Genomic DNA, 22,455 nt, shown 5'->3' with positions numbered 1-22,455 from the left:
GGGCCCCGGTGGACCGCACCGGGCGCGGCTCGCGCGGCCGGGACCCGATCGCCCTGCCGCCCGGAAAGGGGATGAGGCGGACCGTCGTCCCGTCGTCACCGGCTTCGCCCCTGCCGGCCGGACGCGGACATCCGCCGCGGCAACCCCGCGGGTCCGGCCCGCACCGAGGCCGTCGTCTCCCCGGCCCGCCGGGGCCGCGTGGGCCCCGCTCTGACCCGGAGCGCTCCAACGGAGCCCGGCGGGGCGGCCACCCGGATGCCGGAGCACCCCGTGTGAGCGGGCGAGCGAGGGGCATTCGTCCTGCATGCGCATCGTGGTCACCGGGGCGACCGGAAACATCGGCTCCGTCGTCGTACGGCGCCTGCGGGCCGAGGGCTCGCACGACCTCGTCGGCCTGGCCCGGCGGCTGCCCGGCGGGCCCGAGGCCCGCGGCGTCGACTGGCGTCCGGTCGACCTGAGCACCGACGCCTGCCTCGGCACGCTCGTCGAGGCGTTCGACGGCGCGGACGCGGTCGTCCACCTGGCATGGGGCTTCCAGCCGTCCCACGACCTCGCCTACCTCGCCGAACTCGGCGTCGGCGGCACCCGCCGCGTGCTGCGGGCCGTCACCGAGACCGGTGTCCCGCACCTGGTCCACATGTCCTCGGTCGGTGCCTACTCGCCGAAGAGGGACAACCGCCCGGTCGACGAGTCCTGGCCCACCGGAGGCGTCCCCTCCGCCCGGTACAGCCGGCACAAGTCGGCGGCCGAACGCCTCCTCGACCGGCACGAGGCCTCCGGCGCCGGCACGCTCGTCACCCGGCTCCGGCCGGGGATCGTCGGCCGGCGCGCCGCCGGCAGCTCCCTGCTCCGGTACGGCGTGCCCGCCCTCGTGCCCGCCAGGGCGCTCGGCCTGCTGCCGGTCCTGCCGATGGACCGGCGGCTGACCATCCCGGTGGTCCACACCGACGACGTCGCCGAAGCGGTCACCGCGGTGCTCCACCGGCGCGCGGGCGGGCCGTTCAACCTCGCCGCCGCCACGCCCGTGACCGCGGCGACCATCGCGGACGCGCTCGGCGCCCGACTGGTGCACGTGCCCTCCCCGGTGGTCCGCGCCGCCATGTCGGCCGCCTGGCACGCGCACCTGCAGCAGGTCGACACCGGATGGCTCGACATGGGCTTCGCGCTCCCCACCCTGGACACCGCCCGCGCGCGCACGGAGCTCGGCTGGGCGCCGACCAAGGACGGCCCCGACGTGCTCGCCGAGGTGGTCGCGGGCATGAGGGAGGCCGCGTCCGGCGGGACACCCGTGCTGCGCCCGCGCACCGTGCTCGGCGCGCTCGGCGACGCGGTCCGCCGCGGGCCGGTCGCGGTGCGGCGGCGCCCGTGACGGCCGGCGTGGCCCCGGCGCGCCCCGGACCCCTGCCCGCGCGCGCCCTGCTCGCCGCCGCCCACGGCGGCCCGGCCCTGGCCGTCACCGCCATCACGGGCCTGCTCGCCCTGCGCGGCGGCCTGCCCCCGCTCGACGCCGCCACCGTCACCGCGGCGGTGTTCACCGGCCAGCTCACCATCGGCTGGGGCAACGACCTGCGCGACCTGGCCCGCGACCGCGCCGTCGGCCGCACCGACAAACCGCTGGCGACGGGAGCCCTCCCGGCCGGGTGGGTGGTGCGCGCCCTGGCCGTGGCCGCACTCGCCTGCCTGGCGCTCTCCGCGCTCGCCGGCTGGCGCAGCGCGCTGGCCAACGTCGTCCTCGTCACCGGCGCGGGCCACGCCTACAACCTCGGGCTCAAGGCGACCCACTGGTCCTGGGCGCCGTACGCCTGCGCCTTCGGGACGCTGCCCTCGGTCGTCGCCCTCGCCGGCCCCGACCCGGCCCGGGCGCCGCTGTGGATGACCGGCGCCGGCGCCGCGCTCGGTGTCGGGGCGCACCTGCTCAACACGCTGCCCGACCTCACCGACGACGAGCGCACCGGTGTGCGCGGCCTGCCGCACCGGATCGGCGCGCGCCGCTCGCGCGCCCTGGCCGCCGTCCTGCTGCCCGCCGCCTCGCTGTGCGCCGTGCTCGGCCCCGACGGCGCCCCCCCGGCGTGGGCGTGGGCGGCCCTCGCGCCGGTGGCCGTCCTGGCGGCGCTCACGCTGGCCGCCCGCGGCCGCACCCCCTTCCGGGCCGCGGTGGCCATCGCCCTGCTCGACGTCGTGCTGCTCGCGGCGGCCGGCTGATGGCGCCGGCACCCACCCGCTGGGACCTCGCGGTGGTCGGCGCCGGACCGGCCGGCGCCGCCGCCGCCCTGGGCGCGCTGCACGCCGACCCGCACCTGCGCGTCGCCCTCCTGGACCGGGCGGACTTCCCGCGGGACAAGGCCTGCGGCGACGGGGTGGCCCCGCACGTCCTCGACCTCCTCGCCGGGGTCGGCGTCACCGGCCTCGTCGACGACCGGACCCCGGTCGGCCGCCTCCGCCTCGGCCGCGGAACCCTCGCCGCTGAGCGGACGATGGCCCGCCCGGCGTGGGTGGTGCCGCGCCGGATCCTCGACGCCCGGCTGGTCGACGCGGCGGTCGCCGCCGGCGCCCGGCTCATCCGGCACCGGGTCCGCGACCTGCGGCGGCACACCGGCGCGGTGGTCCTGGACGGGGAGGTCTCCGCCGCGGTCGTCGTCGGCGCCGACGGCGCCCGCTCGGTCGTCCGGCGCGCACTCGGCCTGCCCCGCGGTCCGGTGGCCCTGGCCCTGCGCGGCTACGCCCCGGTCGCGCCCGGCCGGCGCGGCGCGCAGGTCGTCGAGTTCGGCGTCCGGCACCAGCCGTCGTACGCCTGGTCCTTCGACTGCGGCGACGGCCGCGCGAACGTCGGGTACGGCGAGGTCCTCCACGAGGGCCGGCCGGCACCGAACCGCGCCCGGCTGCTGGAGCACCTCGAGGCGCTCCTGCCCGGCGCCACCGAGGGCGGACGGCACTGGGCCGGGCACCACCTGCCGCTCTCGACGGCGCACTGGCACCCGCCGGCCGGCCGCGTGCTGCTCGTGGGCGACGCCGCCGGCCTGGTGAACCCGCTGACCGGCGAGGGCATCCACCACGCCGTGGCCACCGGCATCGCGGCCGGCCGGGCCGCGGCCGCGGCCCGGCGCGACGGACACCCCGAACAGGCGGGGGAGCGGTACGCCCGCGCCACCCGCCGGATCCTGCTGCCCCACCTGCGCCACACCGCCCTGGCCGCCCGGCTCGCCCGCAGCCCGCGCGTCCTGGCGGCCGGGCTGCACGCCTCGGCCGCCGACCAGCACGTCTTCGACGACCTCGTCGAGCTCGGCCTCGCCCGGGGCCGGCTCACCCCCGCCGTCGCGTTCGGCCTGGGCCGGGCGCTCGTCTCACCCACCCGTCCCGCCAGCCGATCCCGGGAGCCAGCATGACCATGCGCGTCCTCAGCGTCCGCGGCACCCTGCCCGAGCACCGCCACCGGCAGGAGGAGATCACCGAGTCCTTCGTCACCACACTGGTCGAGGGCACGGTCGACCGCCGCGTCGTCGAGCGGCTCCACCGCAACGCGTGCGTCGAGACCCGGCACACCGTGCTCCCGCTGGAGGAGTACGCCCGGCTCGGGGACTTCGGCCGGTCCAACGACGTCTTCATCCGGGCCGGCACCGAACTGGGCGCCCGCGCGGTCGTCGACGCGCTCAAGGACGCCGGCCTCACACCGGCCGACGTCGACTACATCGTGTCCTGCACGGTGACCGGCCTGGCCGTCCCCTCGCTCGAGACCCGCGTCGCGGCGGAGATCGGGCTGCGTCCCGACGTGGTGCGCCTGCCGCTGGTGGGCCTCGGCTGCGTCGCCGGCGCGGCCGGCCTCGCCCGCCTCCACGACCTGCTGCGCGGCCGCCCGGACGGGGTCGCGGTGCTGATGTCGGTGGAGCTGTGCTCGCTCACGCTCCAGCGCGACGACACCTCGGTCGCCAACCTCGTGGCCGGCGGCCTGTTCGGGGACGGGGCCGCGGCGGTGGTCGCCGTCGGCCCCGAGCACCCGCTCGCGCGCTCCGACGACCCCGCCCGCCCCGAGGTGCTGGCCTCGCGCAGCCGCCTCTACCCCGACTCGGAGCGCGCGATGGGCTGGGACGTCGGCGCCGGCGGGTTCAAGATCGTGCTCGACTCCTCGGTCCCCGACCTGGTGCGCCGGTACATCGGCGACGACGTCCGCGGCTTCCTCGCCGACCACGGACTGACCGGCGACGACCTCGGCTGGTACGTCGCGCACCCCGGCGGCCCCAAGGTGCTCGACGCACTGCAGGAGGCCCTCGGGGTCGAGCGGGAGGCGCTGGGGGTGACCTGGGACTCGCTGCGCCGGATCGGCAACCTGTCCTCCTCCTCGGTGCTGCACGTCATGGCGGACACGCTCGCCGACCGCCCGCCCCGGCCCGGCTCCCACGGGCTCATGCTCGCCATGGGCCCGGGCTTCTGCTCCGAGCTGGTGCTCCTGCGCGCCCCGGGGGGCGAGGGATGAGCAGCGAGGCCCTGTTCACCGCCCTGGTCCTGGCCGTCGGTCTGGAGCGGGTCGCCGAGCTGGCCGTGTCCCGCCGCAACGCCGCCTGGAGCCTGGCGCGGGGCGGTGTGGAGTCCGGGCGGGGGCACTACCCGTTCATGGTGGTGCTCCACACGGGCCTGCTCGCCGGCGCACTCGCGGAGGTGTGGGTGCGCCGGCCGGACGCCGCGCCGGTCCTCGCCTGGTCCATGCTCGTCCTCGTCGCGGCCTCGCAGGCGCTGCGCTGGTGGTGCATCGCCACCCTGGGGCGGCAGTGGAACACCCGGGTGATCGTCGTGCCCGGCGCTCCGCGCGTGACCGGCGGCCCCTACCGCTGGATCCCGCACCCGAACTACGTCGCCGTCGTCGTCGAGGGGTTCGCGCTCCCGCTGGTGCACTCGGCCTGGGTCACGGCGGCCGCCTTCACCGCGCTGAACGGGTTCCTGCTCGCCGCCCGCATCCGCGCCGAGGACGCCGCCCTGGCGCGGCTGGCCTGAGGGGGACGCGCGTGGACCTGCTCGTCGCCGGCGGGGGGCCCGCGGGACTGGCCACGGCGCTGCACGCGGCCCGGGCGGGGCTCGACGTCGCCGTCTGGGAACAGCGCGCCGGCACCGTGGACAAGGCGTGCGGCGAGGGACTGATGCCGGGGGCCGTCGCCGCCCTGGCGGCGCTCGGCGTACACCCCCGCGGGTACGACCTGCGGGGCATCCGGTACGTCGCCGGGCCGCACCGGGCCGACGCCGACTTCCGGGCGGGACCGGGCCGCGGGGTGCGGCGCACGACACTGCACGCGGCGCTGCGCGAGGCGGTGCTGGCCGCGGGCGTGCGGATCGAGCGGCGCACCGTGCGCCGCGTCGGACAGGACGAGGACGGCGTGGTGGTCGACGGCACCCGGGCCGGCCATCTCGTCGCGGCGGACGGCCTGCACTCGCCGATCCGCCGGTCCCTGGGCCTCGACCGGCCGCGCCGGGCCCACCCGCGGCACGGGCTGCGGCGCCACTACGCGCTCGCCCCCTGGAGCGACCACGTCGAGGTGTACTGGGCCCGCGACGCGGAGGCCTACGTGACCCCGGTCGCCGACGACCTCGTGGGCGTCGCGGTGCTCACCGCCGGGCGCGGGACGTACGACGGCCACCTCGCCGCCTTCCCCGGGCTGCGGGAGCGGCTGGCCGGGGCCGGGTCCGCCGGGCCGGTGCGCGGGGCGGGCCCGCTCCGCCAGGACGCGACCGCCCGCACCGCCGGCCGGGTGCTGCTCGTCGGCGACGCCGCCGGCTACGTCGACGCGCTGACCGGTGAGGGCATCGCGCTGGCGCTCGCGCAGGCGTCGGCGGCGGTGCGGGCGATCACCGGCGGCGATCCGGCCGCCTACGAGCGGGAGTGGCGGCGGCTCACCCGCCGCTACCGCTGGCTGACCCACGCGCTGCTCGGCGCGGCGAGGGTGCCTCCGGCCCGCACCGCGCTGGTGCCCGCGGCACAGCGGCTTCCGTGGCTGTTCTCCGCGGTCGTCGGCGCGCTGGCCCGGCCGGCGGGGGCGCCCGCCCGGGCCGCCCGGCCGGGCGGGTAGCCCGCGGCCCCCCGGTTCCGGTGTCCACGCGGAGCACCGCGGTGTTTCCCGTGGGCCCGGTGCCGGAGGCGGTGGCCGCCGGCCGCGCCCGGGGCCCTCAGCCGAACAGCACGTCCTGGACGAGGAAGAGGTTGAGGCCGGTGATCGCCAGGGCCGCGGTGGCGCCCAGGACCGTCGTGAGGGGGCGGTTCACCAGCGCGCCCATGATGCCGCGCCGCGCGGTGAAGACGACCAGCGGAACCAGGGCGAAGGGGATGCCGAAGGACAGCACCACCTGACTGAGCACCAGGGCCCGCGTGGGGTCGACCCCCAGGGCGAGCACGGCCAGGGGCGGCCCCATCGTGATCAGCCGCCGCAGCATCAGGGGGACGCGCCGCCGCAGGAAGCCCCTCATGATCACCTGCCCCGCATAGGTCCCCACCCCCGACGAGGCCAGGCCCGACGCCAGCAGCGCCAGCGCGAACGCCAGCGCCGCGCCGGGACCGATCACGGTTCCCAGACCGTGGTGGAACTGCTCGAGGGTCTCGTAGGCGGTGGACTCCGGGGAGCCCCCGTGGAAGGCCGCCGCGGCCACCGTGAGCATGGTCGCGTTGACCAGCCCGGCGGTTCCCAGGGCGATCAGGATCGCCGTGCGGTTGGCGCGCAGCACCGTCCGCTTCCGCTCCGCGGACGCACGGCCGTACCGGCGGCTGAGGGACGAGTGCAGGTAGATCACGTGCGGCATCACCGTGGCCCCGACCATGCCGGTGGTCAGCAGTATGCTCTGGGTGTCGGCGAACCTCGGACGCAGACCGGCCGTCGCCCCGCCCCAGGAACCGGTCCGCAGGCTCTGGTAGAGGAACCCGGCGAGGATGACCAGCAGGAAGCCGGTGATCACCATCTCGAAGCGCCGCCTGCCCTCGGGGGCGAGCGCCGGCAGCAGCAGGGACACGGCCCCGACCACGAACGCGGCCGGCACCAGGGGGATGCCGAACAGCAGGTACAGGGCCACCGCGCCGCCGACGAGCTCGGCCAGGTCGGTGGCCATGGCCACCAGCTCGGCCTGGACCCACAGCACCCGGCACAGGGGCCGGGGGGTGTGCTCGCGGCACAGCTCCGGCAGATCGCGGCCGGTGGCGACGCCGACCTTGCACGCCAGGTACTGGACGAAGATCGCCACCACGTTGGCCAGGACGATCACCCACAGCAGCAGGGTCCCGTACCGGGCGCCCGCGGCCATGTTGGTGGCGAAGTTCCCCGGGTCGACGTAGGCCACCGACACCACGAACGCCGGGCCGAGCATCGCGACCACGGCCCGCGCGCCGGGGCGCCGCCCCGCAGCCGCCCGCCGTCCCGCGCCGGCCTGCGGCTCCGACCCGGCGCGGGGCGGGGCGCCGGCCGCCCGGTCCGGGGCCGAAGCGGCGGTCGGCGGCGTGGCCGGAAGCTCCTTCCGGGGCTGGCGCGGGTCAAGCATCGGCCGCGTCCCCGCTCCCGGCGGCGCGCGGCCGGACGGCGGCCGCCGGCGCGCCCCTGCCCGGCCGCCGCGCCCCGCGGCGGTGCGGCACCAGCCGCAGGACGACGACGGCGAGCAGGACCGGCCCCAGCAGGCGCTCGGCCGTCCCTCCGGCGAGGACGCCGACGACCGCCGCCGCGGCGTACAGCGCCAGGAGCGTCACGGTGACGGGGCGCGGGCGGCGCCGGACGGCGACCGCGGCCGGGGCCGTTCCGCTCGCGGGGTCTCGCGTGCCCATGGTCCTCCCGCCTCCTCTCACGGACGGACGGGCCCCTCCCGCGGCGGGAGGGGCCCGCGCGGCCTCAGTCGTCGGACGAGAACGTGTCCTTGAGCTTGCCCCTGAGGCCCGTCTCGGTGCCCAGGACCGGGCCCTTGGGCTGCCCCAGACTGCCGTCGTAGGTGGCGAAGAGCCGGGGGTCGGGGGGCGGGGGCGACGCCTCGCCCCCCAGCGGCGGGGTGTCGGTCAGCACGCTGAACTCGTGCTCGCCGTCCGGGGTCGGGCCCGAGGCCCACAGGCCCGCGGCGGCGGCCTCGCCGTCGGAGAGGTGCCACAGCGTCGCGGCGTGCTCGCGGTGCTCCTCGTCCGCCAGGCCCCCGGGGACGACAACGTCCTCCAGGTTGTCCTCGCGGAGCTGCTCAATGGCCGCCAGCCACAGGTTCTGGTGGTAGGTGTCCCGGGCGAGGTTGAACTTCAGCATGTCCCGCACGCCGGGGTCGTCGGTCATGTTGTACAGGCGCGCGGTCTGCAGCCGGCTCTGCGCCTCGGCGGCGACGTTGGCGTAGAAGTCGGCCAGCAGGTTGCCGCTGGCCACCGCGTAACGGCCGTTCCAGGGGTAGCCGTTGCTGTCCGCCGGGAGGGCCGCGCCGCCGGCGATGATCGCCTGCTGCGGGTCCATGCCGCCCATCACGGCGCCGACGGCGGGGTCGGAGGTGGCCATCTTGGTGGTCGCGGTGGCGGGGGCGCCCTCCAGGAGACGGGCGATCATGGTGGCGAGCATCTCGACGTGGCCGATCTCCTCGGTGGCCACGTCCATGATCATGTCCTTGTACTTGCCCTTGATGCGGCAGTTCCAGCCCTGGAACATGTACTGCATCATCACGGTCATCTCGCCGTAGGCGCCGCCGACGAGCTCCTGGAGCTTGTGGGCGTACGCCGGATCGGGCTTCTCGGGCTTCGCCTCGAACTGCAGCCGCTGGGTGTGTCGGAACATCGGTGGTTCTCGCTTTCCGGACGAGGACGGTTCTCGGTCGTCGGCGGAGTGCGCGTGCGCCGGCCGACCCTCCGGGGCCGGGGTGCTGCGCTCCACCCCTGGGACGCTAGGCGGCGCCCGTCACCGATCCGTCTCCGCCGCCGGGGGGCGGGGGCCCGCGGGGGTGTGACGGCCCCGGCGGCGGGAACCCCGTCCGTCCAGGCCCGGAAGCCGGCCGCACCGGTAGCTCACGGAGAGAGTCCCATGACGTCCTCCTTCGCCCTCGCCTCCCGGCGGCTCCACCCCGAGGACCCGGAGTGGGAGGCCCGCCTCGCACTACTGGGCCGCTTCCACCTGGAGGTCCGGTCCCGGAAGGTGGTCATCAGCCCCTCGGTGCAGCGGCTGCTGGCCCTGCTGGCCCTGCATCCGGAGGGGGTGACCAGGCCCTTCGTGGCCTCGGCGCTCTGGCCCGACCTGCCCGACCGGCGCGCGGGCGCGAGCCTGCGCTCCACCCTGTGGCGGCTGACCCGCAGCAGCGGGCGGGACGGGCTGGTCGACGCGGGCGACAGCTGCCTCGCGCTCGCTCCGACCGTCGGCGTCGACCTGCACGAGGCCGAGCGGCACGCCGCGTCCCTCGTCTCGCCGCACGACTCCGGGCCGGCACCGCTGCCGGCCCTGGCCGAGCTGAGCGAGGACCTGCTGCCCGACTGGACCGAGGACTGGCTGCTGGTCGCCCGGGAGCACTTCCGCCAGACCCGGCTGCACGCCCTGGAGGCGGTGTCCCGGCACCTGCGCGACGGCGGCCAGCTCGCCGCCGCCATGGAGACCGCCATGACGGCGGTGGAGGCCGAGCCGCTGCGCGAGAGCGCGCACCGCCACGTCGTGGGCGTCCACCTGGCGGAGGGCAACGTCGCCGAGGCCCTGCGGCACTACGACTTCTTCCGGCGGATGATCCGCAGCGAACTGGGGCTGGGGCCCTCCGCGGGCTTCCGCCGGCTCATGGCGCCCTACCTCAGCCGCCCCCTGGACCCCTGACGGTCCCTCCGCGGCCGCGGTGACACCCCCGTGACGCCACCGCCCGCGGCGCCGGCCGCCCCGCCCGGCGCCCTCACCCCGCGGTGCCGCCGGAGTCCCGGTCCGGCTCCGGGCCGGCGGCCGGGACGGCCTGGGGGGTGGGGTAGCTGGGCAGGACCTGGTCGACGCCGGTGATGGACAGCAGGCGCTCCACCGGGCGGCTGGGGGCGATCAGCGCCAGGTGCCCGCCGGCCGCCCGGGCGGACCGGCGGGCGAGGAGGAGCCGGGTGACGCCGGTGGAGTCCAGGAAGGTCACTCCGGACAGGTCCAGCAGCACCACGGCGGCGCCCGCGTCCAGGGCCCGCTGGAGCGCCTCGGTGAGGCGGTGGGCGTTGTGGTGGTCGAAGGCGCCGGTCAGGGTCGCCAGGACACGGACGCGGTCCAGGGACCGGACCCGCACCTCCAGCGTGTCGGGCGGCTCGCGCCGGCCGCCTGGATTGCTGCCCATCGCCTCTCCTTTCGCCCTTCCGGCCGGGCCTGCCGGGCCGGGGCGCGGACGGGACCCTCTTCCCGGCGCGGTCAGGGGGTGAGATCGTCCTGGTGGCCGCCGCGCCATTCGGCCAGCAGGACGGTGGCGTCGTCGTCGAGTTTTCCGGAGTGGTGGTCCAGGACGGCGTGGACCAGGCGGCGCAGGGTCTCGTGCAGGGTGAACCGGCCCGAGTGGTGGCGCACGATGAAGTCGGTGAAGCGCTCCAGGCCGAACTGGTTGCCGTCCGCGTCACGGGCCTCGGTGATGCCGTCGGTGTACAGCACCAGGCGGTCGCCGGGTTCCAGCTGCTCGTGGCAGACGGTGACCGGCAGGCCCAGGTCCGCGCCCATCGGTCCGGCCGGCGGGCAGTGCAACTGCCTCCACCACCTTCCGGTGCGGACGAGCACCGGCAGGTGGTGGCCGCGGTTGACCCAGTCCAGCCGTCCGGTCTCCAGATCCAGGCTGGCCAGGATCCCGGTGGCGTAGCGGCTGGCGCCGAACTGCTCCATGAGGGTCTGCTCCACCGCCCGGCTGGTCTCGGCCAGGGAAGCGCCCTGCCGGCGGGCGTTGCGGCAGGCGGCCACCGCCACGTTGGCGGTGAGCCCGGCGGTGGTGTCGTGGCCCATGGCGTCGAAGACCGACAGGTGCAGCGTGGTGCCGGTGACGGCGTAGTCGAAGGCGTCGCCGCCGATCTCGTAGGCCGGCTCCGATACCGCGCCGACGGTGGCGTCGTGCCCGGCGAAGGCGGGCGGCGGGGTGAGATTCCACTGCATCTCGGCGGCCACGTTCATCGGCGCGGTGCGCACCAGGCGGGCGTAGGAGTCGCTGAAGGACCGCTTGCTCAGCAGCAGCAGCGCCACCATCGAGGCCAGGGCCCGCAGCGCCTCACGGGTCTGGTCGTCGTCGCCGGCGGTGTCCGCGCGCAGCACGCCCAGGCGCTCCACGCCGTCGGTGATCGGCGCCCACCACCGGCGCGGCCCTTCGGGCGTCCGGTTCGGTTCGGCGACCAGCTCCACCCGCTGGTAGGCCAGGCCGGGCAGGGTGCCGTCGACGCGCAGCTCCAGCCCGCCCTCTCCCGCGTCCAGCCCGCGGCCGGTGATCTGCCGCAGCACCGTCTCCTGCAGGTCCACCGCGAACAGCGCCACGTCGCGCAGGTCCGCTGCGGCGCCGTGGCCGGCCACCATCTCCGGCAACTGCTCCATCGTGGCGGTATGGCAGTCCCGCATCAGACCGGCCAGCATCCTCCCCACCTGTGCGGCGTCGGCCACGACGTGGACCCTCCTTCCCCGCGGAGGCCGCCGGCCCGCCGCAGCGCCCGGCGCCGCGCGGCCCGCCCTGTTCCCGGCGGCGTACCCCTTCCCCCGCCCCCCCAACCGCACCGGACGCGCGGCCGGTGCGGGCGGGGCCCCACGGCACCGGCCGCGGCGGCCGGTCGACCGGCGGGGCGCCGCCGCCATGCGAACCGGCCGCCGACGGGGTTGAATGGCGCGAGTAGCGTCGCACTCCCCGGAGCGAGGCAGCCGAGTGAATCCGTCCGCACACCCCCGCCACGGCGACCGCCTCACGGGCGGTGCGGCGGTGTTCGTGCTGGACGGGCGCGGGACCGTGCTGCAGTGCACGGCCACCGTGCCGGAGCTGACCGGCCGCCCGCCCCAGGAGGTCCGCGGGCGGCCGATGGCGGACCTCGTCACCGTTCCCGGCCCCTGGGACGGGCCGGCCGGCCACCCCGGGACCGTGGAGTTCCGCACGGCCCTGCGGCACCGGGACGGCACGCCGGTCGAGGTGGACGCCGAGGTGCTGGCGCTACCCCCCGGGGGCGAGGCCCGGTTCCTGGTGTTCGCCGTCCCCGTGGCCTGGAGCCGGCACAGGAAGGAGAACCAGGCGCTGGTCCGCGCGCTGTTCACCCAGGACCGCGTCGGGTTGGTCATCCGCGACACCGACCTGGTCGCCACGCGGGTGAACATCAACCCGGATCTCTTCGGCCTCGACCGGCCCCGGAACGCGGAGGGCCTGTCCGACGTGAGGCTGGGGGACATCGTCGTCCCGGAGGACGCCGCGGCGATCGACGATCAGCTGCGGCGGGTCCTGCGGACCGGCGAACCGCTGATCGACTGGGAGCACTCGGCGCGGCGGAGGATCGCCCCCGATCAGGAGCGGATGCTGTCCGTGTCGGCCTTCCGGCTGGAGGACCCGCACGGCCGGCCCATCGGGGTAGCGGCCGTCTTCGCCGACATCACCGAGCAGTACGCGACACGGCGGCGGATGGCGCTCCTCCACGCCGCCGGGGCGCGGCTGGGCCGCACCCTGGACGTCACCCGCAACGCCGAGGAACTGGTCGGCGTCCTCGTCCCCGCCTTCGCGGACCTGGTGAGCGTGGACCTGTCCGACGCGGTGTCCCAGGGCCGGGAGGCCGGCCGGTTCGTCCCCGGGACGGTGCTGCGCCGGACCGCGGTGGCCTCGGCGGACGGCACCTGGCCCCCGGAGGTCTACCAGCCCGGCGAGACCGTCCGGGCCAGGGAGGCCGAGAGCGAGGCCCTCTGCGACGGGGAGACCGTCCGCATCACCGACATGGCCGCCTGGCGCGAGCGGCTGGAGATCGACCCCGAGCGGCTCCGGCTGCTGTTCCCCTCCTCGGCGGCCTCGGCGCTGTTCGTCCCGCTGCACGCCCGGGGCCACGTGCTGGGCGTGCTGGGCCTGTGGCGCAACCGCGGCCGTACGCCCTTCTCCGAGGAGGAGGTCCCCCTCGCCGAGGAGATCGGCTCCCGGCTGGCCCTGGGGCTGGACAACGCCCGCCGCTACACCCGGGAGCGGCGCACCACCGAAGCCCTCCAGCGCAGCCTGCTGCCGCCCCCGGTGGTGCGCCTGGCCGCCGCGGAGACCTCGGGCCGGTACGCGCCGGCGAGCACCGCCTCCGGAACCGGTGGCGGCTGGTACGACGTGATCCGGCTCTCCGGGGTCCGCGTGGCCTTCGTGGCGGGCAGGGCGCCCGGACACGGAGTGAACGCCGCCGGTGCGATGGGGAGGCTGCGCTCGGCGGTGCAGACCCTGGCCGACCTGGACCTGCCGCCCGAGGAGCTGCTCAGCCACCTGGACGACCTGGTCACCCGCATCGGCGAGGACGAGGACCACCGGACGGCGTCGGTGGCGGGCTCCCTGCACGGGGCGACCTGCCTGTACGCCACCTACGACCCGGTCACCGGCCAGTGCCTCGTCGCCAGCGCCGGACACCCGCCTCCCGTCCTGGCCAGAGGGCGGTCCCGCACCGCCGACGAGGTCGCGCTCCGGCCCGGCCCGCCGCTGGGAGGCGGCACCGAACCCTTCGAACCGGTGGAACTGCTCCTGCACCCGGGCGATGTCCTCGCCTTCCACAGCGGCCCGCTCCTCGGGCGGACCCGGGACGCCCGGGCGGGTACGGAGCACCTGCGCGGCGCCGCCCGGGCCGCCGCGGACACCGGCCGGCCGCTGACCGATGTCACGGAGCACTTCCTGGCCCGCCTGAGGGAGGAGATCCGGGAGGAGGACCTCGCCCTGCTGCTGGCCCGCGTGGACAGGGTGCCGTCCGCGTGCACGGCGTTCTGGCAGCTGCCGGCCGACCCCGGCCTGGTCTCGCAGGCCCGCGCCCTGGCCTCCGCCCAGCTGGCCCGCTGGGGGCTGGAGGGGCTGGTCTTCAGCACCGAGCTGATCGTCAGCGAGCTGGTCACCAACGCCGTCCGCTACGCCGGGGGCCCCATCGGCCTGCGGTTGATCAGGGACCACCGGCTGGTGTGCGAGGTCTCCGACCCCAGCCAGTCCCAGCCCTACCTGCGCCGCGCCCGGCTGTCCGACGAGGGCGGACGCGGGCTGTTCCTGATCGCCCAGCTCGCCCACCGCTGGGGCAGCCGCTACACCCCCGGCGGCAAGACCATCTGGACCGAGCAGCTCCTCGAGCCGGACGGGCCGGAATCCGGCCCGCAGTGAGCGCGCGCCCGGCATCCCTCCCCCCGCGGCCGGGCACGGCGACGGGCATCCGGCGGGGACTGCGCGTCAGAGCCGCTCGACTTCGATGAAGTAGTCGTACTCCCGCCAGTCCAGGGGGGTGCCCAGGAGTTCGCCGAGCTTCCGGGCCTGCGGGGCCCGGAGCGGGTGGCACTCGGCGAACTCGGCGACGGGGACGCCCAGCAGGGCGGCGACGGGCCCGACGCCCAGGTGGGACACGTCGGCCTCGACGGCGGGGGAGTCCCCGTCCCCGGCGTAGCCGGTGAGGACCAGCCTCCGGTCCGGGGCACCCGCCCGCTCGACCGCGGTGCCGGTCATCGCGTCCTCGCCCCCGTCCGCGACCGTCCGTGGTCGTCGGGCCCCCCGGGCGGCGGATGCTCGTCCGCCTGCGCGTCCCGCCCCCGGCCGGGCGGCCGCCTCGTCCCCGGCCGCCCGTCGTGCTCCCCGGGTGCGGTGGTGTCCGTCGGTCGGTGGTCCTCCCAGCGCAGCAGGTCTCCGGGTTGGCAGTGGAGCGCTTCGCAGAGGGCGGCGAGGGTGGTGAAGCGGACGGCTTTGGCGCGGCCGTTCTTGAGGACCGCGAGGTTGGCGGGGGTGATGCCCACGCGGTGCGCGAGCTCGCCCACGGACATCTTCCGTTTGGCGAGCATCACGTCGATGTCGACGATGATCGGCATCAGATCACCCCGGCCAGTTCGGCCTGCATCCGTGTGGCCTCGACGTCGCGGGCGAGGGCCTGGGCGAGCAGGGCGCGCAGGACCAGCACGATGAGTGCGACGCCGAGGACGGCCAGGGACGCTCCGCCCAGCAGGAGGACGACGCCCGGGGCGACGGCCTCGCCCGGCGCCAGGAAGGCGCCGAGGGCGAAGATCAGGAGGGCGGCCGCGGTGAAGGCGCCGACCACGATGTCCACGTAGCGGAAGGCGGCGTGGGAGAACACCGTTCCGTGCCGTGCCATCGTCACCAGCCGCCACACGCAGACCAGGACGACCTGTGCCGCCGCCACGCCCAGCAGCACGGTCGCCAGGATCGGGGCGCGCCGGTCCGCCAGGGCGCTGCCCTCCAGGTCGGCGGCCAGCAGGGCCGCCATCACCGTCTGGACGGCCACCGAGCCGGCGAGCAGGGCCACGATCACGGCGCGCAGCGCCAGCACGGTCAGCTTTCCCATCGCCTCTCCTTCCATCGAAGAACGATGAAAACCTATCGCTAATCGATAGAAGCGGCAAGGGGTGGGCCGACGCTGGGCGGCGGAGGCGGGGCCCGCCCGCCACGTACCGGTCGCCCCGCCCCCGCCGCCGGATCCCGGTGCGCCGGCGGACGTCCGCCCCGTCGGTGCCGCGCGGATGGGAGGGTGGGGGCCCGTACCCACTCAGCGGAGGAGAACCGCCGGCATGGCCGTCATCCACCACACCACGCTCAAGCCGACCAAACTGGAACTGCTCGCCTCCTGGCTGCCCTCCCGTCCGTGGTACCGCGGCACGGGCGCGCCGGAACCGGCCAAGGCCGGCGGCTTCCGGCTGGACGATCCGCACGGCGAGGTGGGCATCGAGTTCCTCGTGGTCACCGACGCCTCCGGCTCCCACCCCGCCGCCTACCTGGCGCCGCTCACCTACCGCGGCGCTCCGCTCGACGGGGCGGAGCACGCTCTGGTCGGCACCATGGAGCACGGGGTGCTGGGGCGGCGCTGGGTCTACGACGCCTGCCACGACCCCGTGTCGATCGCCCAGTTGCTCGCGCTGGTCGAGGGCCGGGCCCAGGCACAGGACCAGAACACCAGCGACACCCCCGACCGGGAGGTCACCCGCTCCTACACCGGTGAGGCCCCCCTCTCCCCGGTGGCCGTCGCCCCCGCTCCCGCCGCCGACGACCGGGAGGGCACCGAGGTGCCCGCACCGCAGGGCGCGGCCCTCCGCCTGCACCGCGTGCTGCGGCCCGCCCCGAGCGGCCCGATCCTGCCCCCGGAGGGGGCGATCGGCCACGTGGCCGGGGCCTGGCGCGCTCCGGACGGCACCCGCATCCAGGGGCTGTTCGCCGCCCTGTACCCCGGTTCCTGAGCCCGGGGCCTGCACCGGAGGGCCGCGCCCGTGCGTACGGGCCGGTCCTGCCCCGGCCGGCCGGTGTGACGGCCGGCCGGGGTGCGGATCAGCCGCAGCAGGAGTCCGAGCAGCAGGTGCGGACCAGGACGTCGTCGACGACGGGTCCGTGGGCGCTGTTGGCGGTGGTGCTGGCGAAGGCGAGGGTGGTGGTGTCGTCGCGGGCGACGAAGGTGAACTGCCGGGTCACGTACCCCATGTCGGCGAAGGTCTTGCCGGTGGTGTCGAAGGAGAAGTCCTGGAAGTTCTGGCCGTCGATCAGGGCCCTGCCGGTCTTCACGGAGGGACCGCCGCCCGGGTTGGCGGCCAGCGAGTAGGTCACCGTGTAGGTCCTGCCCGGGACGGTGGTGAAGGTCTGGGCCACCGTCCCGGGGGTGGTGGCGTTGAGGTCGACGGACTGGTCGCCCTCGGCGGCCTGCCAGAAGCCGGCACCGATCAGGTCCACGGCTCCGGACGCGACCTTCCACGGGCCGATGGAGCTGCCCGTTCCGTACGTCTGGAAACCGTTCGCCGGGGCCGTCGGGTACTCGAAGCTGCCGTCGTCGAACCGGCTGACGGCCGGGGCGGCCGTGGCGGTGCCGGCGAGGGCCAGCAGCCCGGCGGTCACGAGTGCCGTGGTGCAGGTGCGTATGAGCAGCATGAAGTCCTCCTGGTCAGAGAGGGGAAGGAAGCCCGTTCGGCTTGCCGGGACAAATCTCCTCTCGCGCCGGGCATGTGCCAAGGTGCTGCCGCCCGCGCACCGGGGCGGGGGGAGGCCTGGCCGAGTCGCGCACGCGGGGGAGGCGGACCGCGAGCCTGCGCGCACGCCCCGGCCGCCCGGGCGCTCTCCGCGGGCGGCGCGCCCCACCGCTCCCGGCGTCCCCTGTCGGCGCGTACGACTTCCCGGAGCGGGGCACCGCCGCGGACCGGCGGCGGACGCGGGCCCTACCGCCGGGCGGCGTCCCGCACCGCCGCCCGCCCCGCCCCGCCCGCCGGGGCGGGGCCCTTCGCCGTCACCGCACGGGCGAAAGGGGTTTGACCCAGCGGGACCACTCGGACTGGGGCGCGTAACCGCAGGCGCGCCACGTGGAGTGGGCGAGGGCGTTGCCGTTCAGGACCATGGCCGCCGCCCGGGTCCCGCCGAGGCGTGCGAACCGCTCCTCGGCCGCCCGCACCAGCAGCCGGCCGATGCCCCTGCGGCGCCGCTCGGGCGACACGGCCAGGCGGTAGAGGTTGCACCGCCAACCGTCCCAGCCGGCCACGACGGTCCCCACGATGTCCTCGCCCTCCACGGCGAGGATCAGTGCTTCGGGGTCCCGCGCCAGCAGGGAGGCGACCGCGGCCTCGTCGTCCGCGGGACGGTGCGCGTCCTCGGCGGCGGTCCTCCAGAAGGCGAGCACGTCGGGGATGTCGTCGGCCAGGGCGTGGCGCAGGGTCGTCTCGGGCACCGGGTGAGGCTAGCACCGGCGTCTCCACGCGCCGTGCGGGACCGCCTCGCCCGCCCCGGGCGGCTCCGGGGGCGCCCGGCTCCGGGGAGGCCCCCGACCGCCCGCGCCCCGGTGATCGGGGGTGCTGCTTGACGGCGGCCGACATGCAATGTGCAATATATTGCATGCCAGTTCCAAAGGGGTCCGCCCCCTCCCCCAGATCGCTGCTGAGGGACACCGCCTACCGGGCGATCCGGGACGCCATCGTCGACGGCACCCTCGCCCCGGGGGAGCGGCTCAACGACGGTGATCTGGCGGAGTGGCTCGGCGTCAGCCGCACGCCGGTGCGGGAGGCCCTGACACGCCTGGAGCAGGCCGGACTGGTGCAGGCCAGGCCGGGCCGCTACACCAGGGTCAGCCCGCTGGACGCCCGCGCCGTGCGCGGAGCCCAGTCGGTGACGGCGGCCATGCACGAGCTCGCCGTCCGGGAGGCGCTTCCCCGCCTGTCGGCCGCCGAGATCGACGCCATGCGCGAGGCCAACGCCCGCTTCGCCGACGCCCTGCGGGACGAGGACGTCGACGCGGCGATCGCCGCGGACGACGCCTTCCACGGCGTCGCGGTCACCGCCTGCGCCAATCCCGCGGTGCGCACCGTGATCGAGCAGTTCACACCGGTGCTGCGGCGTCTGGAGCGGCTGCGCTTCTCCTCGCTGGCCGGCCGCGGCTCGGTCGCCCAGCACGACCGCATCGCCGACCTGTGCGAGGCCGGCGACGCCGAGGGGGCGGCCGCCGCCACCCGCGCCAACTGGCAGACCCTGGCGCCCCTGCTCGACACCCTGCCTCCGGACGACCCCGCCGAGGACGGTCCTCCCGCCGGACGCTGACACCACCCCGCCGGCGACGGCGGCCGGAGCCCCGGAACCGGGGCCGACACGAAGGAGCCACCGATGTCCCTCGACGCGTTCGAGCGTTACCCCCTGCTGTTCGGCCCCAGCCCCGTCCACCCCCTGGAGCGCCTCAGCGACCACCTCGGCGGAGCCCGGATCTGGGCCAAGCGGGAGGACTGCAACAGCGGGCTGGCCTTCGGCGGGAACAAGACCCGCAAACTGGAGTACCTGCTCCCCGACGCCCTCGCCCGGGGCGCGGACACCCTGGTCAGCATCGGCGGGGTGCAGTCCAACCACACCCGGCAGGTGGCCGCGGCCGCCGCCAGGGCCGGCCTGAAGGCCGTGCTGGTCCAGGAGAGCTGGGTGGACTGGCCCGACCCGGTCAACGACAAGGTCGGCAACATCCTGCTGTCGCGCGTCATGGGCGCCGACGTACGCCTGGTCCGGGCCGGTTTCGGCATCGGCTTCAAGGACAGCTGGCACCAGGCGCTGGAGGAGGTCCGGGCGGCCGGCGGCACGCCGTACGCGATCCCCGCGGGAGCCTCCGACCACCCCCTGGGCGGCCTGGGCTTCGCGAACTGGGCCTTCGAGGTGCAGCAGCAGGAACGGGAACTGGGCGTCTTCTTCGACACCATCGTGGTGTGCAGCGTCACCGGCAGCACCCACGCGGGCATGATCGCCGGGTTCGCGGCCCAGGACCGGCCCCGCCGCGTGCTGGGCATCGACGCCTCCGCGAAGATCGACGAGACCCGCGCCCAGGTGGAGAAGATCGCCCGCGCCACCGCCGAGCTCATCGGCGTCGGGCGGGACCTGCGCGACGAGGAGATCACCGTCCTGGAGGGGTGGGCCGGCGACCTGTACGGCGTCCCCGTGCAGTCCACCGTGGACGCCATCCGCCTCACCGGCAGCCTGGAGGGCATGATCATCGACCCGGTGTACGAGGGCAAGTCGATGGCCGGGCTCATCGACCTCGTCCGCGGCGGCGAGATCCCCGGGGACTCCAACGTCCTGTACGTCCACCTCGGCGGCCAGCCCGCCCTGAACGCCTACAGCGGCCTCTTCGGCTGACCCCGTACGGCCGCGCGGGCGGGGGCGGGGCCCGCCTCCCCGGAGGAACCGCACCCACCCGGTCCGCGGCGGGGGAGGGGCCGCACCGGGGAGCGGTGCGCCGGGCCGTCCGCGGCCGGAAAACCGCTTCGTCCCGGCCGCGCTGGGGGATACAGTCGGCGGGCGGCCGGGCGCCGATCGGGGGGCGGACCATGACCGGAACCACGGCACGGCGCCGCCCGGTGCGGACCGGGCCGGCGGCCGAGGCGGGGGCACCGCTCCTCTCGCGGCCCCCGCGCCGGTGGGCGCCGGTGCCCGGGCCCCGCCGCCCGGCTGCCCCTCCCGCCGCGCACCACGTTCCTTACCAGTGAGGCGGTAGTCCCATGAGCATCGTCGACCTCGCGGCGCTGGGGGAGTCCTTCACCCGCGACCCCTACCCCGTGTACGCCCGGTTACGGTCCCAGGGGCCGGTGCACCGCATCCGGATGCCGGAAGGAGGCGCGGAGGCCTGGCTGGTCGTCGGCTACGAGGCCGGGCGCGCCGCCCTCGCGGACCCCAGGCTCTCCAAGGACTGGAGCCGGGCGTCGCCCTCCCTGCCGCTGGGCGCCGTCTCCTCCGGCCCGCACATGCTCAGGGCCGATCCGCCGGACCACACGCGGCTGCGCGGGCTGGTCGCCCGGGAGTTCACCGCGCGCCGGGTGGAGGGGCTCGCCCCTCGCGTCCAGAAGACCACCGACACCCTCCTGGACCGGATGCTCGCCGCTCCCGACGGGCGCGCCGACCTCGTCGAGGCACTGTCCTTCCCGCTGCCCATCTCGGTGATCTGCGAACTCCTCGGCGTTCCGGACCTGGACCGGGAGTCCTTCAGGACGTGGTCGAACGACGCGCTCAGCGCCACCGACCCCGAGCTCCGCGGGGCCGCGGCGGCCTCGATGGCGCGGTACATGGCCGAGCTGGTGGACCGCAAGGAGCAGCAGCCCGGCGACGACCTCATGAGCGCGCTGACCCGCCCCTCGGACGACGGCGACAGGCTGTCGCGCGAGGAACTCGTCGGCATGGCCTGGCTGCTGCTCGTGGCCGGCCACGAGACCACCGTGAACCTCATCTCCAACGGCGTCCTGGCCCTGCTGACCCACCCGGAGCAGCTGGCCGCCCTGCGCGCGGACCTCTCCCTCGTCGACGCCGCGGTCGAGGAGATGCTGCGCTACGAGGGACCGGTGGAGACCCCCACGTTCCGCTTCACCACCGAACCGGTGCGGATCGGCGACACGGTCGTCCCCGGGGGAGGCGAGCTCGTCCTGATCGCCATGGCCGACGCCAACCGCGACCCCGCGCGCTTCCCCTCGTCCGACCGCTTCGACATCTCTCGGGACGCCCGCGGCCACGTGGCGTTCGGCCACGGCATCCACCACTGCCTGGGCGCGCCGCTGGCCCGGATGGAGGCGCGCATCGCCATCCGGACGCTGCTGGAGCGCTGCGCCGACCTGGCCCTGGACATCCATCCGGCGGCGGTCACCTGGCGCCCGGGGATGATGATCCGCGGTCCGGTGAGCCTGCCCGTGCGCTTCGCCCGGTAGGCCGGACGCCCGGCGGCCGGCCGCCGGGCGTCAGGGACGGGTGGCCAGCAGGGCGTACAGCAGCGGGATCCGCGGCCGGTCCTCGGGCAGGCGCCACCAGCCCGAGGCGGTGCGGACCATCTGCGGCCAGCGGGGCCAGGGCAGCTCGTCGCCCTCGGTGAGCCGGGTGATCGTCAGCCCGGCGCGGACCAGGGCGCTGACCGTCTCGCCCAGGCCGTGCGCCCACTCGTAGCTGTCGGCGGCCTCCTCCAGGGGAGGTCCGTCGGTGTAGGTGCGGCGCACCTCGCGGCGCACGGCGCCGCGGCCGCCCAGGTAGTCGTGGCGCAGCAGCAACTCCTCCTCCCGGTCCCCCTCCGGCACGGTGCCCAGCGCGTTCAGCAGGGGGTGGAACTCCACCACGTAGGCACGTCCCCCGCCGCGCAGCAGACCGGCGACGACCTGCGCCCAGCGGTCCAGGTCGGGCAGGTAGTGCAGGGCGCCCTTGCCGGTGTAGACCAGGTCGAACCGCCGTCCGCCGAGGATCTCCACGGCGTCGTAGACGTTGCCCTGGCGGTACTCGACCGCCAGCCCGGCCCGCGCGGCCAGGTCGCGGGCCGCTCGGACGGAGGCGCCCGAGAGGTCCAGCCCGGTGGTGCGCGCCCCGCGGGCGGCCAGGGCGAGGGTCTCGGTGCCCAGGTGGCACTGCAGGTGCACGGCGTCCCTCCCCGCCAGATCGCCGAGGTCCCTCCACTCGTAGGGGGCGAACCAGCGGGCGGACCACGCCAGGACGTCCTCGGGCCCGGCTCCGGCGCCGGTCAGGTCGTAGAAGCGGCTGGCGGCGTGGATGGGGGTCCGCGCGTCCCAGTCGGCCCGGTTGGCGCGGAACATCTCCTGGACGGCGGGGTCGAAGCCCGCCCCGCCCGTCCGGTTCCGGCCCGGCGGCCGGGGGTGTTCGGCGTGTTCGGGGTGTTCGGACGATGAGGCCATGCCCCCATCCAACCCCGCGCGCCGCCTTCGAGGGGGGAAGGCGGCGAAGTCCGGCGCCTTCCCGCCGACGCGGCACCTCCTCCGCCGCGCCCGCCGGTCCCGGGGCCGACGGGCGCGCCCTGGCCGATGCGCAGCCCCCGGGTTACGCTTTCGGTGCGGACGACCGCACCGAGGCGGCCGGCGCCGACCCGGTGCACCCGGAGTTTCCGGCCCCGTCGCGCCGGGCTCCGCC

The 22,455-nt window shown here is 76.3% G+C and carries 22 protein-coding genes and 1 pseudogene; 12 read left to right on the top strand and 11 right to left on the bottom strand.

Going from position 1 to position 22,455, the window contains the following annotated elements:
- The first annotated feature begins 304 nt into the window (after nt 1-304).
- The 6 genes from ACFSJS_RS17255 to ACFSJS_RS17230 are packed head-to-tail and all read left to right on the top strand — an operon-like array spanning nt 305 to nt 6,050.
- On the top strand, nt 305-1,369 hold the full coding sequence (locus tag ACFSJS_RS17255; RefSeq protein WP_380901265.1) for an NAD-dependent epimerase/dehydratase family protein: 1,065 nt from the start codon (nt 305-307) through the stop codon (nt 1,367-1,369).
- Complete coding sequence (locus tag ACFSJS_RS17250) at nt 1,366-2,202, top strand: UbiA family prenyltransferase (RefSeq protein WP_380901263.1); 837 nt, start codon at nt 1,366-1,368, stop codon at nt 2,200-2,202. The genes ACFSJS_RS17255 and ACFSJS_RS17250 overlap by 4 nt, the downstream gene beginning before the upstream one ends.
- Complete coding sequence (locus ACFSJS_RS17245) at nt 2,202-3,383, top strand: NAD(P)/FAD-dependent oxidoreductase (protein WP_380901261.1); 1,182 nt, start codon at nt 2,202-2,204, stop codon at nt 3,381-3,383. Before ACFSJS_RS17250 ends, ACFSJS_RS17245 begins: the two co-directional genes overlap by 1 nt.
- The gene (locus ACFSJS_RS17240) at nt 3,380-4,468 is read left to right on the top strand and encodes a type III polyketide synthase (protein ID WP_380901259.1); all 1,089 of its coding nucleotides are present in this window, start codon (nt 3,380-3,382) and stop codon (nt 4,466-4,468) included. Before ACFSJS_RS17245 ends, ACFSJS_RS17240 begins: the two co-directional genes overlap by 4 nt.
- Entirely contained in the window at nt 4,465-4,983 is a 519-nt protein-coding gene (locus ACFSJS_RS17235; RefSeq protein ID WP_380901257.1) for an isoprenylcysteine carboxyl methyltransferase family protein, read from the top strand. Before ACFSJS_RS17240 ends, ACFSJS_RS17235 begins: the two co-directional genes overlap by 4 nt.
- A gap of 11 nt (nt 4,984-4,994) precedes the next feature.
- Entirely contained in the window at nt 4,995-6,050 is a 1,056-nt protein-coding gene (locus ACFSJS_RS17230) for an NAD(P)/FAD-dependent oxidoreductase (RefSeq protein ID WP_380901255.1), read from the top strand.
- Between the two features lie 97 nt (nt 6,051-6,147).
- Here the strand turns inward: ACFSJS_RS17230 and ACFSJS_RS17225 are convergent, their stop codons facing one another.
- The 3 genes from ACFSJS_RS17225 to ACFSJS_RS17215 all read right to left on the bottom strand — a co-directional run bounded on the left by ACFSJS_RS17225 (nt 6,148) and on the right by ACFSJS_RS17215 (nt 8,753).
- Nucleotides 6,148-7,503 carry an Nramp family divalent metal transporter gene (locus tag ACFSJS_RS17225; RefSeq protein WP_465269799.1) on the bottom strand — a complete coding sequence of 452 codons (1,356 nt, stop codon included), beginning with the start codon at nt 7,501-7,503 and terminating at the stop codon, nt 6,148-6,150.
- Nucleotides 7,496-7,780, bottom strand: coding sequence for a hypothetical protein (locus ACFSJS_RS17220; RefSeq protein WP_380901251.1), 285 nt, complete (start codon nt 7,778-7,780; stop codon nt 7,496-7,498). The genes ACFSJS_RS17225 and ACFSJS_RS17220 overlap by 8 nt, the downstream gene beginning before the upstream one ends.
- Nucleotides 7,781-7,844: 64 nt before the next feature.
- Nucleotides 7,845-8,753, bottom strand: a complete 909-nt coding sequence (locus ACFSJS_RS17215; protein WP_380901249.1) for a manganese catalase — start codon at nt 8,751-8,753, stop codon at nt 7,845-7,847.
- Nucleotides 8,754-8,996: 243 nt separating this feature from the next.
- Between ACFSJS_RS17215 and ACFSJS_RS17210 the strand changes: the two genes are divergently transcribed.
- The gene (locus tag ACFSJS_RS17210) at nt 8,997-9,767 is read left to right on the top strand and encodes an AfsR/SARP family transcriptional regulator (RefSeq protein WP_380901247.1); all 771 of its coding nucleotides are present in this window, start codon (nt 8,997-8,999) and stop codon (nt 9,765-9,767) included.
- A 73-nt stretch (nt 9,768-9,840) separates the two neighbouring features.
- Here ACFSJS_RS17210 and ACFSJS_RS17205 read toward each other — a convergent pair whose 3' ends face one another.
- Together ACFSJS_RS17205 and ACFSJS_RS17200 are read right to left on the bottom strand one after the other, a co-directional pair.
- The gene (locus ACFSJS_RS17205) at nt 9,841-10,254 is read right to left on the bottom strand and encodes an STAS domain-containing protein (RefSeq protein WP_380901245.1); all 414 of its coding nucleotides are present in this window, start codon (nt 10,252-10,254) and stop codon (nt 9,841-9,843) included.
- A 71-nt stretch (nt 10,255-10,325) separates the two neighbouring features.
- Nucleotides 10,326-11,543 (bottom strand): PP2C family protein-serine/threonine phosphatase, encoded by a 1,218-nt coding sequence (locus ACFSJS_RS17200; protein ID WP_380901243.1) that lies wholly within the window; start codon nt 11,541-11,543, stop codon nt 10,326-10,328.
- Between the two features lie 256 nt (nt 11,544-11,799).
- On the opposite strand from ACFSJS_RS17200, the gene ACFSJS_RS17195 reads away from it, so the two are divergent.
- Entirely contained in the window at nt 11,800-14,232 is a 2,433-nt protein-coding gene (locus ACFSJS_RS17195; RefSeq protein ID WP_380901241.1) for an ATP-binding SpoIIE family protein phosphatase, read from the top strand.
- Nucleotides 14,233-14,298: 66 nt separating this feature from the next.
- Here the strand turns inward: ACFSJS_RS17195 and ACFSJS_RS17190 are convergent, their stop codons facing one another.
- From ACFSJS_RS17190 to ACFSJS_RS17180, 3 genes and pseudogenes are all read right to left on the bottom strand, one after another.
- Entirely contained in the window at nt 14,299-14,568 is a 270-nt protein-coding gene (locus ACFSJS_RS17190; RefSeq protein ID WP_380901239.1) for a DUF7683 domain-containing protein, read from the bottom strand.
- 113 nt (nt 14,569-14,681) lie between these two features.
- Nucleotides 14,682-14,924: pseudogene (locus tag ACFSJS_RS17185) on the bottom strand (helix-turn-helix domain-containing protein); the annotation flags it as partial.
- Entirely contained in the window at nt 14,924-15,415 is a 492-nt protein-coding gene (locus ACFSJS_RS17180; RefSeq protein ID WP_380901237.1) for a DUF2975 domain-containing protein, read from the bottom strand. The pseudogene ACFSJS_RS17185 and the gene ACFSJS_RS17180, both read right to left, overlap by 1 nt.
- Nucleotides 15,416-15,638: 223 nt before the next feature.
- Between ACFSJS_RS17180 and ACFSJS_RS17175 the strand changes: the two genes are divergently transcribed.
- On the top strand, nt 15,639-16,301 hold the full coding sequence (locus ACFSJS_RS17175; protein ID WP_380901235.1) for a maltokinase N-terminal cap-like domain-containing protein: 663 nt from the start codon (nt 15,639-15,641) through the stop codon (nt 16,299-16,301).
- Nucleotides 16,302-16,389: 88 nt separating this feature from the next.
- On the opposite strand, the gene ACFSJS_RS17170 is transcribed toward ACFSJS_RS17175, so the two are convergent.
- Together ACFSJS_RS17170 and ACFSJS_RS17165 are read right to left on the bottom strand one after the other, a co-directional pair.
- Nucleotides 16,390-16,980, bottom strand: a complete 591-nt coding sequence (locus tag ACFSJS_RS17170; RefSeq protein ID WP_380901233.1) for a choice-of-anchor C family protein — start codon at nt 16,978-16,980, stop codon at nt 16,390-16,392.
- A gap of 352 nt (nt 16,981-17,332) precedes the next feature.
- Nucleotides 17,333-17,767 (bottom strand): GNAT family N-acetyltransferase, encoded by a 435-nt coding sequence (locus ACFSJS_RS17165; RefSeq protein ID WP_380901231.1) that lies wholly within the window; start codon nt 17,765-17,767, stop codon nt 17,333-17,335.
- A 164-nt stretch (nt 17,768-17,931) separates the two neighbouring features.
- Here ACFSJS_RS17165 and ACFSJS_RS17160 point away from each other — a divergent pair, with 164 nt between their 5' ends.
- The 3 genes from ACFSJS_RS17160 (at nt 17,932) to ACFSJS_RS17150 (ending at nt 21,257) form a co-directional block, all read left to right on the top strand.
- The gene (locus ACFSJS_RS17160) at nt 17,932-18,630 is read left to right on the top strand and encodes a GntR family transcriptional regulator (protein WP_380901229.1); all 699 of its coding nucleotides are present in this window, start codon (nt 17,932-17,934) and stop codon (nt 18,628-18,630) included.
- Between the two features lie 63 nt (nt 18,631-18,693).
- Nucleotides 18,694-19,701: a 1-aminocyclopropane-1-carboxylate deaminase gene (locus ACFSJS_RS17155; RefSeq protein ID WP_380901227.1), complete on the top strand. Its 1,008-nt coding sequence runs from the start codon at nt 18,694-18,696 to the stop codon at nt 19,699-19,701.
- 362 nt (nt 19,702-20,063) lie between these two features.
- Complete coding sequence (locus ACFSJS_RS17150; protein WP_380901225.1) at nt 20,064-21,257, top strand: cytochrome P450 family protein; 1,194 nt, start codon at nt 20,064-20,066, stop codon at nt 21,255-21,257.
- Nucleotides 21,258-21,287: 30 nt separating this feature from the next.
- On the opposite strand, the gene ACFSJS_RS17145 is transcribed toward ACFSJS_RS17150, so the two are convergent.
- Nucleotides 21,288-22,124, bottom strand: a complete 837-nt coding sequence (locus tag ACFSJS_RS17145; RefSeq protein ID WP_380901303.1) for a class I SAM-dependent methyltransferase — start codon at nt 22,122-22,124, stop codon at nt 21,288-21,290.
- Nucleotides 22,125-22,455: the final 331 nt, after the last annotated feature.

It is taken from the genome of Streptomyces desertarenae (genome assembly GCF_042681365.1).
GTDB lineage: Bacteria > Actinomycetota > Actinomycetes > Streptomycetales > Streptomycetaceae > Streptomyces > Streptomyces desertarenae.
Note: the sequence above shows the minus strand (reverse complement) of the source record. Positions and strands in the feature narration are given on the sequence as shown.